The following is a 12,923-nucleotide window of genomic DNA, read 5'->3' on the forward strand; positions in this document are numbered from 1 at the left end:
CCCGCGGCGGGTCGGGCCGGCGGGTCAGCGGTCGGTGCCGGTCTCCTCCGGGCCGTCGCCGTCGGTGCGGCCCTCGCCCGGATCGCCGCCGTCCTCGCCGGTCTCCGGGCCGGAGGACTTCGGGGGCCCGGACTCCTCCGGCGGCCGCGGCTCGCGCGGCTCCTTGGGCGTGCTCCGCGGGTGCCGGGTGCGGCCGCCGGCCGGGTCGCGGAGGTAGGTGCCGTCCCGGCCGTCGGCGAGGCCGCCCTCGGTCGCCACCCCCGGACCGGCCTGCGGGTCGCGGCGGCGCAGGTACCGCTCGAACTCGCGGGCGATGGCCTCGCCGGACGCCTCCGGCAGGTCGGCGGTGTCCCGGGCTTCCTCCAGCGACTGGACGTACTCGGCCACCTCGCTGTCCTCCGCGGCGAGTTGGTCCACGCCCAACTGCCAGGCGCGGGCGTCCTCGGTCAGCTCGCCGAGCGGGATCCGCAGGTCGAGCAGGTCCTCCAGGCGGTTGAGGAGGGCCAGGGTGGCCTTGGGGTTGGGCGGTTGGGAGACGTAGTGCGGCACCGCGGCCCACAGGCTGACCGCCGGGACGCCGGCGTGGGTGCACGCCTCCTGGAGGATGCCGACGATGCCCGTCGGGCCCTCGTAGCGGGACTCCTCCAGGTCCAGCCGGCGGGCCAGGTCCGCGTCCGAGCTGACGCCGCTGACCGGGACCGGTCTGGTGTGCGGGGTGTCGCCCAGCAGCGAGCCCAGCACCACCACCATCTCCACGCCCAACTCGTGGGCGAAGCCCAGGAGTTCGTTGCAGAACGAGCGCCAGCGCATGCTCGGCTCGATGCCGCGGACCAGCACCAGGTCCCGGGCGCGCCCCTTGCCGTCGGCGTCGCCGATCCGGACGACCGAGAGCCGGGTCGTGGGCCAGGTGACCTTGCGGACGCCGTTCTCCAGGAAGACCGTCGGGCGGTTCACCTGGAAGTCGTAGTAGTCCTCGGCGTCGAGCGCGGCGAAGACCTCGCCCTTCCACTCGCGGTCCAGGTGGGCGACCGCGGCGGAGGCGGCATCGCCGGCGTCGTTCCAGCCCTCGAACGCGGCCACCATGACCGGGTCGATCAGCTCGGGCACCCCCTCCAGCTCGATCACCCAGCCCCTCCTTCCGGCCGGTCGGGCGTGTGAGGCCACCGGCTGCAGTTCCGTTGCGTGCGCCCCCAGCCTACGGCGTCTGCGGTGCCGTTCTGCAGCCCCTTTACGAGCGTGCGTGCGGATACATCCGAGCTGTGGTGGCAAAGGACGGCCGAATCCGGGCCCCGGGGCCGGTGCGGGCGACGGAATCGGGTGCCGGGGTCTGGACGCCGACTTCGGGGCGGGGCTATACATCGGAGGACCGGGAAAGGTCCGATGTTCTCCCGTGACATCCGCCGCCAGCCCAGGGAGCCTGCCCATGGCCGTCAGCGACACCGTCACCGGGCTGGAGGTCCACGACGTCCGCTTCCCCACCTCCGACCGGCTGCACGGCTCGGACGCGATGCACCCCGACCCCGACTACTCCGCCGCCTACGTGACCCTGCACACCGCCGACGGGCCGGCCGGCCACGGCTTCTGCTTCACCCTCGGCCGCGGCAACGACGTGATGGCCGCCGCGATCCGGGCACTGGCCCCGTACGTCGTCGGCCGGCCCGCGCCGGTCACCGCCGCCCGGCTCGGCGCGCTGCACCGCGCCCTCACCCACGACTCCCAACTCCGCTGGCTCGGGCCGGAGAAGGGCGTGGCGCAGATGGCCGCGGGCGCGGTGGTCAACGCCGCCTTCGACCTCGCCGCACGCCGCGCCGGGCGGCCCGTCTGGGAGTTCCTGGCCCGCCTGACGCCCGAAGAGCTGGTCGGGCTGGTCGACTTCCGCTACCTCTCCGACGCGCTCACGCCCGACGAGGCGCTGGCCCTGCTGCGCGCCGCCGAGCCCGGCCGGGCCGACCGTGCCGCCCGTCTCCGGGCCGAGGGCTACCCCGCCTACACCACCTCGCCCGGCTGGTTGGGCCACGACGACGCGACCGTGGTCCGGCTCGCCGAGGCGGCGGTGGCCGACGGCTTCGGGCAGCTCAAGCTGAAGGTGGGCGCCGATCTCGACGACGACCTGCGGCGGTTGGGGCTGGTCCGGGCCGCGGTCGGGCCCGGTGTGCGGATCGCGGTCGACGCCAACCAGCGCTGGGACGTGGCCGAGGCGGTCCGGTGGATGACCGCGCTGGCGCCGCACGCCCCGTACTGGATCGAGGAGCCGACCAGCCCGGACGACGTCCTGGGGCACGCCGCGGTGCGCGCCGGGCAGCCGGTGAAGGTCGCCACCGGGGAGCACGTCGCCAACCGGGTGGTGTTCAAACAGTTGTTGCAGGCCGGCGCGGTGGACTTCGTGCAGATCGACGCGGCCCGGGTGGCCGGGGTCCCGGACAACCTGGCGGTCCTGCTGATGGCCGCGAAGTACGGGGTGCCGGTGTGTCCGCACGCCGGCGGGGTGGGGCTGTGCGAGCTGGTGCAGCACCTGGCCATGTTCGACTACGTGGCGGTGTCCGGGAGTTGGGAGGACCGGGTGATCGAGTACGTCGACGACCTGCACGAGCACTTCACCGAGCCGGCCGTGGTCGTGCGCGGCCGCTACCAGGCGCCCGCCGCGCCCGGCTTCTCGGCCCGTATGGAGCCGGCGTCGCTGGCCGCGTACCGCTTCCCCGACGGGCCGGTGTGGCGGGCCCGCGGACCGCACCGGGCGACCGGGGTCCCGGCATGAACGGGCCTGTTGGAACGGGCGACTTCGCGGGCCTGGGCGCCCTGGTCACCGGCGGCGGCTCGGGCATCGGGGCGGCCACCGCCGCGCTGCTGCTGGCCCGCGGCGCCCGCGTCGCCGTCCTGGACCGCGATCCCTCCGGGGCGCCCGCCGGGGCGGTGCGGATCGCCGCGGACGTCACCGACGGCGCCGGCGTGCGGGCCGGGGTCGCCGCGGCGGTGGCCGAACTGGGCGCCCTGCACGCCCTCGTGGGCAATGCCGGGACCGGCGCGGTGGGCACCGTCGAGGACAACGACGACGAGGAGTGGGGGCACGTCCTGGACGTCAACGTGCTCGGGCTGGTGCGCACCGCCCGGGTCGCGCTGCCGCACCTGCGGCGGGCCGCGGCCGACGCGCCCGGCAGCGTCTCCATCACCCACACCTGCTCCATCGCCGCCACCGCCGGGCTGCCGCAGCGCGCCCTCTACAGCGCCAGCAAGGGGGCGGTGCTCGCGCTGACCCTGGCGATGGCCACCGACCACCTCCGGGACGGCATCCGCGTCAACTGCGTCAACCCCGGTACCGCGGACACCCCTTGGGTGGCCCGGCTGCTCGACCGGGCCCCCGACCCGGCCGCCGAACGGGCCGCGCTCAACGCCCGCCAGCCCCTGGGCCGGATGGTCACCGCCGCGGAAGTCGCCGCCGCCATCGTCCACCTGGCGTCCCCGGCCGCGTCCGGCATCACCGGCACCGCGCTGGCCGTCGACGGCGGGATGCAGGGGCTGCGCCCGCGCCCGGCCGACTGAGCGCACCGGTGCGACGGGCCGACGGCACCACGACCGAGGAACCACCCACCCCACGCGAGGGAGCACCATGAGACCGCCCGTGCGCCGCACCGGTGCGGCGGCCGGCGCCGCGGCGCTGGCGCTGATCGTGCCGCTGGTGCTGACCGGCTGCAACCGCGGCGCCGACGCCAGGGGCCGGATCGGCATCGACGTGCCCCGCACCGACACCGACTTCTGGGACTCCTACCAGCAGTACCTCCAGGCGGACCTGGCGCACGGCCGCCCGTCCGCGCTCCCGTTGGCCAACTCGCAGAACGACGTCTCCAAGGTCGTCTCCGACGTCGAGGCGCTGACCGGTCAGGGCGCCCGGGCGATCGTGATGGCGCCGCAGGACACCGGCGCCATCACCGCCGAACTCAAGCGGCTGGCCGGCAAGCGGATCCCGGTCGTCAGCGTCGACACCCGCCCGGACGACGGCCCGGTCTACATGGTCGTCCGGGCCGACAACCGCGCCTACGGGGAGCGCTCCTGCGAGTTCCTCGGCAAACGGCTCGGCGGCCGCGGCCGGGTCGCCGAGCTCCAGGGGGACCTCAGCTCGATCAACGGCCGGGACCGCTCGGAGGCGTTCGCGGTCTGCATGAAGCGGAGGTTCCCGGGCATCACCGTCCACGAGCTGACCACCGACTGGAAGGGCGAGGTCGCCTCCGCCAAGCTGCAGAGCCTGCTCGCCCAACACCACGACCTGGGCGGCGTCTACCTCCAGGCCGGCGGCGCCTTCCTCCAGCCGGTGCTGGCCCTGCTGCGCCAGCGCGGCCTCCTCACACCCGCCGGGACGCCCGGCCACCTCACCCTCGTCTCCAACGACGGCATCCCCGACGAGCTGACCGCCATCCGGGCCGGCACCCTCGACGCCACCCTCTCCCAACCCGCCGACCTCTACGCCAAGTACGCCCTGTACTACGCCCGCGCGGCCCTGGCGGGACGGACCTTCCGGCCCGGCCCCACCGACCACGGCTCGACCGTCGTGCGGATCAGGAACGGGTTGGAGGACCAGCTGCCGGCCACCCTGGTCACCAAGGACAACGTCGACGACCCGCGCCTGTGGGCCAATCAGCTCGCGAAGGAGGGGCAGTGAGCGCCGCCCCGCCCGGCGGGCCCGTGCCCGGGGAGCCGGCGGCGGTGCACGCCGACGGCATCGTCAAGCGCTACGGCCCCACCCTCGCCCTCGACCGGGTCCGGTTGACCGTCCGGCCCGGCGAGGCGCACGCCCTGGTCGGCCGCAACGGTGCCGGCAAGTCGACCCTGGTGTCCGTGCTGACCGGGATGGTCCGGCCGGACGCCGGCCGGGTCGCCTTCGGGGGCCGGCCCGCGCCCCGTTGGGGCGACCCCGCCGCCTGGCAGCGCGAGGTCGCCTGCGTCCACCAGCGGCCGATGACCGTGCCCGGGCTGACGGTGGCCGAGAACCTCTTCCTCAACCACTTCCCCGGCGGCCGCATCCTGCGCTGGCGCACGCTGCGGGCCCGCGCCCGGGAACTGCTCGCCGGCTACGGCGTGGACGTCGACCCGGCCGCCCGCCTCGGCGAACTGGGCGTCGAACAGCGCCAGTTCGTGGAGATCGCCCGCGCCCTGTCGCGCGGCGCCCGGCTGATCGTCCTGGACGAGCCCACCGCCCGGCTGGACGCCGCCGGCATCGACCGGCTCGTCGACCGGCTGCGGGACCTGCGCTCCCGGGGCGTGGCGTTCCTGTTCATCTCCCACCACCTCCAGGAGGTCTTCGCCTGCTGCGACACCGTCACCGTCCTGCGGGACGCCCGCCAGGTGCTGACCGCCCCGGTCGCCGGGCTGACCGAGGACGCCCTGGTGACGGCGATGGCGGGGGAGGGGAGCGGGGCCACCGGCCCCGTGGCCGCCGCGCCGCCGCCCGCCGCGGACGCGGGCGGGGAGCCGCTGCTGCGTGCCGAAGCGCTGGCCCTGGGCGGCCACTTCGGGCCGCTCGACCTGACCGTGCGGGCCGGCGAGGTGGTCGGCCTGGCGGGCGCCGCCGCGGGCGGGACCACCGCGTTCGCCGAGGTGCTGGCGGGGCTGCGCACCCCGGACGCCGGGCGGCTCACCGTCCGCGGCCGGCCGGTGCGCCCCGGCAGCGTCCCGGGCGCCCTGGACGCCGGCATCGGCTACGTCCCCGAGGACCGGCACCGCCAGGGCCTGGTACCCGGGCGCAGCCTCGCCGACAACGTCACCCTGGCCCTCACCGGCGAGCTGGGCCCGTGGGGGACCGTACTGCCGGCCCGGACCCGGGAGTTGGCCCGCCGGGCGATGGCCGAACTGGACATCAGGGCCGCCGGCCCCGGCCAGCCGGTCGCCGCGCTCTCCGGCGGCAACCAGCAGAAGGTGGTGGTCGCCCGCGCGCTGGCCCGCGACCCCGCGGTGCTCGTCGCGGTCCGCCCGACCGGCGGCGTGGACGTGCGGGCGAAGGCGGCCCTGTTGGGCATCGTGCGGCGGGTCGCGGACGGCGGCCGGGGCGCCCTGATCGTCTCCGACGAACCCGACGACCTGCGGATCTGCGACCGGGTGGTGGCGGTCTTCCGGGGCCGGGTCCGGGCCGAGTTCGGCGCCGGCTGGCGCACCGCGGAGCTGGTGGCCGCGATGGAGGGCGTCGCCGCCGGCCCGCCGGACAGCCCCACGACGGAAGGGACCGCGCCATGACCGAGACCACGGCACCCTCGGCCGCCGACGCGGCCCCGGCCGGCCCGGCGCGCCGCGCCCGCGGCGTCCCGGGCCGTTGGCGGGACCTCTCCCTCGTCCCGGTGATCCTCCTCCTCGGCGTCGTCGGCTTCGTCGTCTCGCCCGCCTTCCTCACCGGCGACAACCTCATCGGCGTCGTCCAACAGTCCACCGAGCTAGGCCTGTTGGTGCTCGGCGAGGCGCTGGTGCTGATCAGCGGGCGGATGGACCTGTCGCTGGAGTCGACCATCGGGCTGGCCCCGGTGGTCGCCCTCTGGCTCGTCCTGCCCGCGCACGGCGGCCGCTTCACCGGCCTGGAGCTGCTGCCCACCTGGACCTCGGTCCCGCTCTGCCTGGCCGTGGGCGCGGCCGTCGGCGCCGTCAACGGCTTCCTCATCCTCCGGCTGCGGGTCAACGGCTTCATCGCCACCCTCGGCATGCTCACCATGCTCCGCGGCCTCCAGGTGGGCCTCTCCGAGGGCCGCTCGCTCGCCGACGTCCCGGATTCCTTCGCCTACTTGGGCCGCACCGCCTGGCTGGGCGTCCCGGCCGCCGTCTGGATCTGCCTGGCCCTCTACGCGCTCGGCGGCGCCGCCCTCGGCTACCTCCGGCACGGCCGGGCCCTGTACGCGCTCGGCGGCAACCCGGAGGCGGCCCGGGCGGCCGGCATCCGCACCGACCGGCTCACCTGGGTCGTGCTGATCCTGGCCGGCACCCTGGCGGCCTTCGCCGGCGTCCTCTACACGGGCCACTACGGCGCGGTCTCCGCCAGCCAGGGCAGCGGCTGGATCTTCCAGGTCTTCGCCGCCGCGGTGATCGGCGGCATCAGCCTCAAGGGCGGCCGCGGCACCCTCTTCGGGGCGCTCACCGGCGTGCTGACCCTGCAACTCGTCATCAACGTGATGACGTTGGGCGGGGTGCCGCCGCTGTGGACCCAGTTCCTCAACGGCGCGATCATCCTGCTCGCGTTGATCGTCTCCCGCTTCACCAGCGGCGAGAAGCAGGATTGAAGAGGTCGCGACGATGCGCATGCCGCCGGACGGACCGCGGGAGCTGGGCCGCAGCGGGGTCACCGTCCCGCCGCTGGGCCTGGGCTGCGCGCCCCTGGGCAACCTCTACCGCGCCGTCCCCGAGGAGCGCGCCCGCGCCGTCGTCCACACGGCCCTGGCCACCGGCGCCCGCTATCTGGACACCGCCCCGCACTACGGCGTCGGCCTCTCCGAGGAGCGCCTCGGCCGGGCGCTGCGCGGCGTGGACCGGGCGCACTACGTGCTCTCCACCAAGGTCGGCCGCCGGCTCCGCCCGCTCGCGCCCGGTGAACGGCCGCCCGGCGAGGGCTTCGTGGCCACCCCCGCGCGGGCCCGCACCTGGGACCTCACCCGCGACGGCATCCGCGCCACCCTGGAGGCGTCCCTGGAACGGCTCGGCGTCCCCGCGCTGGACATCGTCTACCTCCACGACGTCGAGCACCACCTCCGCGAGGTCCACGAGACCGGCTACCCGGCGCTGGCCGAGCTCCGCGCCGAGGGCACGGTCCGCGCCATCGGCTTCGGCATGAACCACAGCGGCGTACTGGCCGACCTGGTCGCCGAGTTGGACGTCGACGTGGTGCTGTGCGCCGGCCGTTGGACGCTGCTGGACCGGACCGCCGCGGCCGACCTGCTGCCGGTGTGCGCCCGGCGCGGCACCTCGGTGGTGGTCGGCGGGGTCTACAACTCCGGCCTGCTCGCCGACCCGTCCCCCGGCGCCCGCTACGACTACGCCCCCGCCCCGCCGGCCGTCCTGGCCCGGGCCCGCGAACTGGCCGCGGTCTGCGCCGCGTTCGACGTCCCCCTCAAGGCGGCCGCGCTGCGCTTCCCGTTCGGCCACCCGGCCGTCGCCGCGGCCGTGGTCGGCGCCGCCTCGCCCGAGGAGGCCGCCGAGAACGCCGCCCTCTTCCGCCATCCGGTCCCGGACGGCCTGTGGCACGCCCTGGTCGCCCGCGGCCTGCTCGACCCCGATCTGCCGCTGCCGCCGGGCGGTTGACGCCCGCCGTTACGACCCGGGAGCCGCCCGATGCGCCTCGACGCCCACCACCACCTGTGGGACCTGACCCGCCGTGACCAGCCCTGGATGGCCGGCCCCTGGGCCGCCCCGATCCGCCGCAACTACGCCCCGGCCGACCTCGCGCCGCACCTCGCCGCGCACGACATCGCCGGCACCGTCCTCGTCCAGTCCTCCTCGTCCGCCGAGGAGACCGCCGAACTCCTCGCCGTCGCCGCCGGGGACGGCCCGGTGCGCGGCGTCGTCGGCTGGGCCGACCTCACCGCCGCCGCCCTGGAGGACGCGCTGGCGGCCCTGCCCGCCGGCCTCGTCGGCCTCCGCCACCAGGTCCAGGACGAGCCCGACCCGGACTGGCTCGGCCGCCCCGACGTCCGGCGCGGCCTGCGCACCCTCGCCGCCCGCGGGCTCGTCTACGACCTGCTGGTCACCCCGCGCGAACTGCCCGCCGCGCACGCCGTGGCGCGGGCCCTGCCGGACCTCTCCTTCGTGCTGGACCACGCGGCCAAGCCCCCGATCGCCGGCGGGCGTTGGCAGCCCTGGGCGGATGCGCTCACCGACCTGGCCCGGCTCCCCAACGTCACCTGCAAGCTCTCCGGCCTGGTCACCGAGGCCGACTGGTCCGCCTGGCGGTCGCCGCAACTCCTGCCCTACGCCCGGCACGTGCTCGCCGCCTTCGGCCCGGACCGGGTGATGTTCGGCTCCGACTGGCCGGTCTGCACCCTGGCCGCCTCCTACGCGGAGGTGGTCGCGCTCGCCGAGACCGCCACCGACCACCTCACCGGCCCCGAGCGGGCGGCGGTCTTCGGCGGCACCGCGCTCCGGGTGTACGGGCTCGACGGCCGACCGACCACGGGGCGGCCGCCCAGGTGAGGCTCACCGTGGGCCCACCCCGGGGGCTCACAGCGACGTCCGCAGCCACTGCTCCACGCTGGCGATGTGCACCGTCGCCCAGGCGCGGGCCGCCTCCGCGTCCGCGTCGCGCAGCGCGCCGAGGATCGCCCGGTGCTCGGTGAGGGTGCGGGCCACCGCGTCCTTCTGGGTCAGCCCGCGCCAGACCCGGGCGCGGGTGGTCGGCCCGGACAGGCCGTCCAGCAGCGAGCACAGCACCGAGTTGCCGGCCGCGGCCACGATCCGCCGGTGGAACTCCAGGTCGCAGGCGACCAGCTCCTCGACCGACGGGTCGGTCCCGAGCGCGTCCAACTGGGCCTGGAGCCCGTCCAGTTCGGCGGCGGTGATCCGACCGGCCGCCATCCCCGTGGCGGCCGGCTCCAGGATGCGGCGGACGGCGAGGAACTCCAGCACGGTGTCGTCGCGGTGGAAGTCCACCACGAAGCTCAGCGCCTCCAGCAGCAGTTGCGGGTCCAGGCTGGTCACATAGGTGCCGTCGCCCTGGCGGACGTCCAGGATCCGGATCAGCGCCAGCGCCCGCACCGCCTCCCGCAGGGAATTGCGCGACAGCCCCAACTCGGCGGCCAGTTCGCTCTCCTTGGGCAGCCGGTCGCCCGGCCGCAGCGCACCGGAGACGATCATCCCCTTGATCTTCTCGATGGCCTCGTCGGTGACCGCCATGGCCGCCCTCCCGGTCCGGACCCGCCCGGACGCCTCGGGCGCCGCGACGTACCGCGGACGCCGCCCAGACATCCGATGTCTGCGCCATTATCACCCGCCGGTCCGGTTCAACGCGCCGTCCCCGCCCCCTCGTTCTCCCACAGCGTGCTGGGCGCCTCGCGGCGCACCACCGGGGCGATCTCCTCCGCGAACCGCTGGAGCGTCTCCACCTGTTCGGCGTGTTCCAGACCGAACCCGTCGACGGTGATCGACTGCAGGTCGTGCCCGTACGCCGCGTGGAAGCCCAGCAGCTTGTCGATGATCTGCTGGGGCGAGCCGATCAGTTGCGGGCCGTCCGCGATGGCGTCCTCGATGGTGCGGAACGGGGTGTTGTAGCCGGCCCTGCCCGCCAGGTGCGGTTTGAAGGTCTGTGCGACCTTCGCCTCGTAGAGGTCCTTGTAGCGGGCGATCGCCGCCCGTTCGGAGTCGGCGATCAGCAGCCCGCCGGAGCCGGCGGCCACCCGCGCCCGCGCCGGGTCGTGCCCGTGGGCGGCGAACCGCTCGCGGTAGTGCGCGACCAACTCGGCGTAGGCGGACCGCGGTTGGATGGCGTTGGCGGTGAACAGCGGGTCGCCGTACCTGGCGGCCAGCTCGGGGGAGTTGCGGCTGGTGGCCGAGCCGTGCCAGATCCGCGGCGGCCCGTCGTACGGGCGCGGCACCGTCGTCACGTTCTTCAGGGGCGGCCGGAACTCGCCCTCCCAGTCGACGTTCTCCTCGCTCCACAGCCGGCGCAGCAGCGCGTACTTCTCGGCCTGGAGGTCCCACTGCCGCCCCTCGTCGAGGCCGAAGAGGTCGAAGTGGCCGGCCTCCGCGCCCTTGCCGACGACCAGTTCGAGCCGGCCGCGGGCGAGGTGGGTGAGGGTCGCGTAGTCCTCGGCGACCCGCACCGGGTCGAGGATCGCCACCACGGTGACCCCGGTCAGCAGCCGGATCCGGGACGTCCGGGCGGCCAGCGCGCCCAGCACCACCGAGGGGCTGGAGGAGAGGAACGGCCCGGCGTGCCGCTCGCCGACCGCGTACGCGTCGAACCCGAGCCGCTCGGTGACCGCCCCGGTTTCGACGACCTCGGCGAACCGGTCGGCGGCGGTGGGCAGTTGGCCGGTGAGCGGGTGTGGGGCATGGCCGATCAGGGAGAGCACGGAGAATTTCATGGTGTCCTTCCGGCGTGGGGTTCCACCCAGGCCCCCGCCCTCCGACGCGTCGGAGGGCGGGGGCCCCTCCCACTCTGCGCGCCGGACGTTGCCGCCGTGTGTCGGCCGCATGGCACGGCGCCGGGAACGACCGCGGCGCGCGCCCCGTCCCGGGAACGCGCGCCGCAGCCCGCCGGCAACGGCACCGGGGCGGCCGCATCGACCGCCCCGGAAACCGTGGCCCTGTCAGCTGACTGACGAAATGTCGGCCATCTCGCCGAAGCCTCGGCCTCAGCCTTCCAGCATCTTCTCGACCCGGGCCCGCACGTCGTCCGTGGCCAGCCCGCGGATGGTCAGCGTGGTGCGGCGGCGCAGCACGTCGTCCGCGGTCTCGGCCCACTCGTGGTCCCGGGCGTAGGCGACCTGCGCCCAGATCTCCGGGGCGTCCGGGTGGATCCGCTCGGCCAGTGCGGGGTCCTCGTTCGCCAGCCGGGCGATGTCGAAGGAGAGCGAGCCGTAGTGGGTGGCCAGGTGGCGCGCGGTGTCGGTGGACATCTGCGGGCCGGAGGCGCCGCCGTCCACCAGCAGTCGGTGGGCGACCGCGTTGGGGTTGGCGATGCCGGGCAGCGGGAGCTTCTTCGGCAGCCGCGCGATCGGCTCCATGTCCTCGGCCAGCGGGTGACCGGGCAGCGCGGCCAGCTTGTTCATCACCGTGCGGCCGATGTGGCGGAAAGTGGTCCACTTGCCGCCGGCGACCGACAGCATCCCGCCGCTGCCCTCGGTGACGACCGTCTCGCGCTTGGCCTTGGAGGTGTCGCCGGGGCCGCCGGGCAGCACCCGCAGACCGGCGAACGAGTAGGTGATCAGGTCGCGGGAGAGCTGCTGGTCACGGACGGAGAAGGCGGCCTCGTCCAGGATCTGGGCGGTGTCCTTCTCGTTGACCGAGACGTCCGCCGGGTCGCCCTCGTACTCCTCGTCGGTGGTACCGAGCAGCAGCATGTCCTCCCAGGGGAGGGCGAAGGTGATGCGGTACTTGTCGATCGGGGTCGCCAGCGCGGCCTTCCAGGGGGAGGTGCGCTTGAGGACCAGGTGCGCGCCCTTGGACAGGCGGATGGAGGGGGCCGCGTTGGGGTCCTCCATCTTGCGCAGGTGGTCCACCCACGGGCCGGTGGCGTTGAGCACCAGGCGGGCGTTGACGCCGAACTCGGCGCCGTCCAGGCGGTCCCGGAGCTCGGCGCCGGTGACCCGACCCTGGGTGAAGCGCAGGCCGGTGACCTCGGAGTGGTTGAGGACCGTGGCGCCGGCGTCGACCGCGGCGCGGACGGTCATCAGCGCCATCCGGGAGTCGTTCATCTGGTCGTCGCCGTACACGGCAACGGCCTTGAGGTTGTCGGTCCGCAACTCCGGGACGTCGCGCTGGGCCTTGGCCGGGGTTATGACGTGGCCGACGCCGTCGCCGAACGCGGAGAGCGCCGAGTAGGCGAAGACGCCCGCGCCCAGCTTGGCCGCGCCGTGCGGGCCGCCCTTGTAGACCGGCAGGTAGAAGGTGAGCGGGTTGGCCAGGTGCGGGGCCACCTCACGGGAGACCGCGCGCCGCTCGAAGTGGTTCTCCGCGACCAGCTTGACCGCACCGGTCTGCAGGTAGCGCAGACCGCCGTGCAGCAGCTTGGAGGACGCGGAGGAGGTGGCGCCGGCGAAGTCGCCGGCGTCCACCAGGGCAACCCGCAGTCCGGCCTGCGCGGCATGCCAGGCGGTGGAGATGCCCAGGATGCCGCCGCCGATCACCAGGAGGTCGTACGTCGCCTTGGACAGCTGCTCCCGGGTTTCGGCGCGGCTCGGCAGGGAACCGGCGGCCGGGTGCGTCCCGAGGGCCGGGACGCTCTGCAGGGTGCTCATGATGTGCTC

General features: G+C 75.2%; 11 protein-coding genes. 7 read left to right on the top strand and 4 right to left on the bottom strand.

Annotation, left to right across the window (positions count from 1 at the left end; all coding sequences use genetic code 11):
- Window positions 1–24: 24 nt before the first annotated feature.
- Window positions 25–1,125 (bottom strand): PAC2 family protein, encoded by a 1,101-nt coding sequence (locus ACIQU6_RS17675; protein ID WP_403482531.1) that lies wholly within the window; start codon window positions 1,123–1,125, stop codon window positions 25–27.
- A gap of 298 nt (window positions 1,126–1,423) precedes the next feature.
- Here ACIQU6_RS17675 and ACIQU6_RS17680 point away from each other — a divergent pair, with 298 nt between their 5' ends.
- The 7 genes from ACIQU6_RS17680 (at window position 1,424) to ACIQU6_RS17710 (ending at window position 9,150) form a co-directional block, all read left to right on the top strand.
- Complete coding sequence (locus ACIQU6_RS17680) at window positions 1,424–2,755, top strand: enolase C-terminal domain-like protein (protein ID WP_403482532.1); 1,332 nt, start codon at window positions 1,424–1,426, stop codon at window positions 2,753–2,755.
- The gene (locus ACIQU6_RS17685) at window positions 2,752–3,537 is read left to right on the top strand and encodes an SDR family oxidoreductase (RefSeq protein ID WP_403482533.1); all 786 of its coding nucleotides are present in this window, start codon (window positions 2,752–2,754) and stop codon (window positions 3,535–3,537) included. The genes ACIQU6_RS17680 and ACIQU6_RS17685 overlap by 4 nt, the downstream gene beginning before the upstream one ends.
- Window positions 3,538–3,604: 67 nt before the next feature.
- On the top strand, window positions 3,605–4,651 hold the full coding sequence (locus ACIQU6_RS17690) for a sugar ABC transporter substrate-binding protein (protein WP_403482534.1): 1,047 nt from the start codon (window positions 3,605–3,607) through the stop codon (window positions 4,649–4,651).
- Window positions 4,648–6,219: a sugar ABC transporter ATP-binding protein gene (locus ACIQU6_RS17695; RefSeq protein WP_403482535.1), complete on the top strand. Its 1,572-nt coding sequence runs from the start codon at window positions 4,648–4,650 to the stop codon at window positions 6,217–6,219. Before ACIQU6_RS17690 ends, ACIQU6_RS17695 begins: the two co-directional genes overlap by 4 nt.
- Window positions 6,216–7,247 carry an ABC transporter permease gene (locus tag ACIQU6_RS17700; RefSeq protein WP_403482536.1) on the top strand — a complete coding sequence of 344 codons (1,032 nt, stop codon included), beginning with the start codon at window positions 6,216–6,218 and terminating at the stop codon, window positions 7,245–7,247. Before ACIQU6_RS17695 ends, ACIQU6_RS17700 begins: the two co-directional genes overlap by 4 nt.
- A gap of 13 nt (window positions 7,248–7,260) precedes the next feature.
- The gene (locus tag ACIQU6_RS17705) at window positions 7,261–8,262 is read left to right on the top strand and encodes an aldo/keto reductase (protein ID WP_403482537.1); all 1,002 of its coding nucleotides are present in this window, start codon (window positions 7,261–7,263) and stop codon (window positions 8,260–8,262) included.
- Between the two features lie 30 nt (window positions 8,263–8,292).
- Complete coding sequence (locus tag ACIQU6_RS17710) at window positions 8,293–9,150, top strand: amidohydrolase family protein (RefSeq protein ID WP_403482538.1); 858 nt, start codon at window positions 8,293–8,295, stop codon at window positions 9,148–9,150.
- Between the two features lie 27 nt (window positions 9,151–9,177).
- Here the strand turns inward: ACIQU6_RS17710 and ACIQU6_RS17715 are convergent, their stop codons facing one another.
- The 3 genes from ACIQU6_RS17715 to ACIQU6_RS17725 form a co-directional block, all read right to left on the bottom strand.
- Complete coding sequence (locus ACIQU6_RS17715; RefSeq protein ID WP_403482539.1) at window positions 9,178–9,849, bottom strand: FadR/GntR family transcriptional regulator; 672 nt, start codon at window positions 9,847–9,849, stop codon at window positions 9,178–9,180.
- A gap of 107 nt (window positions 9,850–9,956) precedes the next feature.
- A complete protein-coding gene (locus ACIQU6_RS17720) occupies window positions 9,957–11,039 on the bottom strand; it encodes an LLM class flavin-dependent oxidoreductase (protein ID WP_403482540.1) in 1,083 nt (360 codons plus the stop codon).
- Between the two features lie 270 nt (window positions 11,040–11,309).
- Window positions 11,310–12,914 (bottom strand): FAD-dependent oxidoreductase, encoded by a 1,605-nt coding sequence (locus tag ACIQU6_RS17725; protein WP_403482541.1) that lies wholly within the window; start codon window positions 12,912–12,914, stop codon window positions 11,310–11,312.
- Window positions 12,915–12,923: the final 9 nt, after the last annotated feature.

The organism is Streptomyces sp. NPDC090442, assembly GCF_044769405.1.
Classification (GTDB): domain Bacteria; phylum Actinomycetota; class Actinomycetes; order Streptomycetales; family Streptomycetaceae; genus Streptomyces.

Excerpts from the sequence above, each read along its gene's own strand:
- ACIQU6_RS17680 (WP_403482532.1), top strand. The coding sequence starts at position 1,424 with ATGGCCGTCAGCGACACCGTCACCGGGCTGGAGGTCCACGACGTCCGC.
- ACIQU6_RS17685 (WP_403482533.1), top strand. The coding sequence starts at position 2,752 with ATGAACGGGCCTGTTGGAACGGGCGACTTCGCGGGCCTGGGCGCCCTG.
- ACIQU6_RS17690 (WP_403482534.1), top strand. The coding sequence starts at position 3,605 with ATGAGACCGCCCGTGCGCCGCACCGGTGCGGCGGCCGGCGCCGCGGCG.
- ACIQU6_RS17700 (WP_403482536.1), top strand. The coding sequence starts at position 6,216 with ATGACCGAGACCACGGCACCCTCGGCCGCCGACGCGGCCCCGGCCGGC.
- ACIQU6_RS17705 (WP_403482537.1), top strand. The coding sequence starts at position 7,261 with ATGCGCATGCCGCCGGACGGACCGCGGGAGCTGGGCCGCAGCGGGGTC.
- ACIQU6_RS17710 (WP_403482538.1), top strand. The coding sequence starts at position 8,293 with ATGCGCCTCGACGCCCACCACCACCTGTGGGACCTGACCCGCCGTGAC.
- ACIQU6_RS17715 (WP_403482539.1), bottom strand. The coding sequence starts at position 9,849 with ATGGCGGTCACCGACGAGGCCATCGAGAAGATCAAGGGGATGATCGTC.
- ACIQU6_RS17720 (WP_403482540.1), bottom strand. The coding sequence starts at position 11,039 with ATGAAATTCTCCGTGCTCTCCCTGATCGGCCATGCCCCACACCCGCTC.
- ACIQU6_RS17725 (WP_403482541.1), bottom strand. The coding sequence starts at position 12,914 with ATGAGCACCCTGCAGAGCGTCCCGGCCCTCGGGACGCACCCGGCCGCC.